Origin of the sequence: Kitasatospora sp. NPDC059648 (assembly GCF_042734825.1) — a bacterium.
Lineage (GTDB): Bacteria > Actinomycetota > Actinomycetes > Streptomycetales > Streptomycetaceae > Kitasatospora.
On record NZ_JBHWDU010000242.1, the window covers coordinates 1 to 1,217 of the forward strand.

Here is a 1,217-nt window from a genome sequence, read left to right on the forward strand (position 1 = left end):
GAAGGTCCGCAGGGGCCGCTACACGACAGCCGCCACACCAGCGGCCCCCACCTTGCACCCCGGCCGAAATCCTTAACTACCCGGCCTTGGGGGAAGGCCCATCCATTGGCAGTTCCCGCTCGGTGTCAGTAACGTCCCTGCCGCGGCGCAAGTGTCGGCCGAACGTCTGGTCAACGTCGTGGTGGCCGGCTACCGCCGAGACAAAGATGGTGCCGAGCCGGCCCAACGGCCGGTTGCCGCAACGCCCTGATGTTTCGACGCCAGGGCCGACTGGAGGGGAAGAGATGCGCAAAATGACCGGACGTCTCACCAAGGCCGTCGTCGCCGGCGCCATTGCCATCAGCGGCATGGTCGTCGGCACCGGCAGCGCCCACGCCGACAGCGCCTACGCGTGCCGCTCCTGGAACGACCACCAGCGGTACGTGCCCGTCTACGGCAATGCGGTCTACCTGGACTCCTGCTACAACGTCCTGGACGACCGCCGCACGATCGAAGCCCAGATCCCGTATTCGAACTACACCGGACAGGGCCTGACGTACTGCGCGCACGCCTTGGACGTGAACAACCTCTACGGCCCTTGGCCCCACGACTTCGGCTGCACGTCGTCCTCGGCCACGGGGGACTCGGTGTGGGCGGGACGCGACCCGGGTTACGGGTCGTCGTGGTCGGAGTGGACCGCACCGAAGGGCACCTACGTGATTTCGACCGGGGTCTGGATCAACGGTCACTACTACGGTGACGTCCAGAGCCCAAGGACTACCATCGGGTAGCTCTGCACATCGCTGGCTGCCGCCCCGGGGCGGGATAGCCTTCGCCGAGGCGTACTTGACACAGGTCCACCGACCTGATGAACACACAGCTGCGCCCCGCCGGCTGACACCGTCACGCACGGCCCGCGCCTCCAGTTCCCGCAGGGACGGGCTCCCGGCGTGCAGCCACAGCCGCTTCATCCTGGCCCGAGATGGGCACGGTCACCATGCCCTGGCCCCGCTTCCTGCCTCCGGGGCGGTTGGCGTCGGCACACAACCACAGCCGGTCCGCGGTGCGCACCGACCCGCCGCAGGCCCGGGTGTACGCGCAGGTCCATGTCGGGCGGGAGGTAACCGGGGTTCGGGTGCTCAGGTGAAGTTCCACCCTGCGGTTGGACACTCTCCGTCTACGCTGCGAGGGTATGACCTTGCCGGTGCCGCTGGCGGGTCTCGAGTGGCGTGAGGTAG

Annotated in this window: 1 protein-coding gene; it reads left to right on the forward strand. The window is 67.9% G+C overall.

Annotated features, from left to right (window positions below; translation table 11 throughout):
• The first annotated feature begins 293 nt into the window (after nt 1-293).
• Nucleotides 294-770, forward strand: a complete 477-nt coding sequence (locus ACFV1W_RS40710; RefSeq protein ID WP_380422629.1) for a hypothetical protein — start codon at nt 294-296, stop codon at nt 768-770.
• The last annotated feature ends 447 nt before the right edge of the window (nt 771-1,217 follow it).

Excerpts from the sequence above, each read along its gene's own strand:
- ACFV1W_RS40710 (WP_380422629.1), top strand. The coding sequence starts at position 294 with ATGACCGGACGTCTCACCAAGGCCGTCGTCGCCGGCGCCATTGCCATC.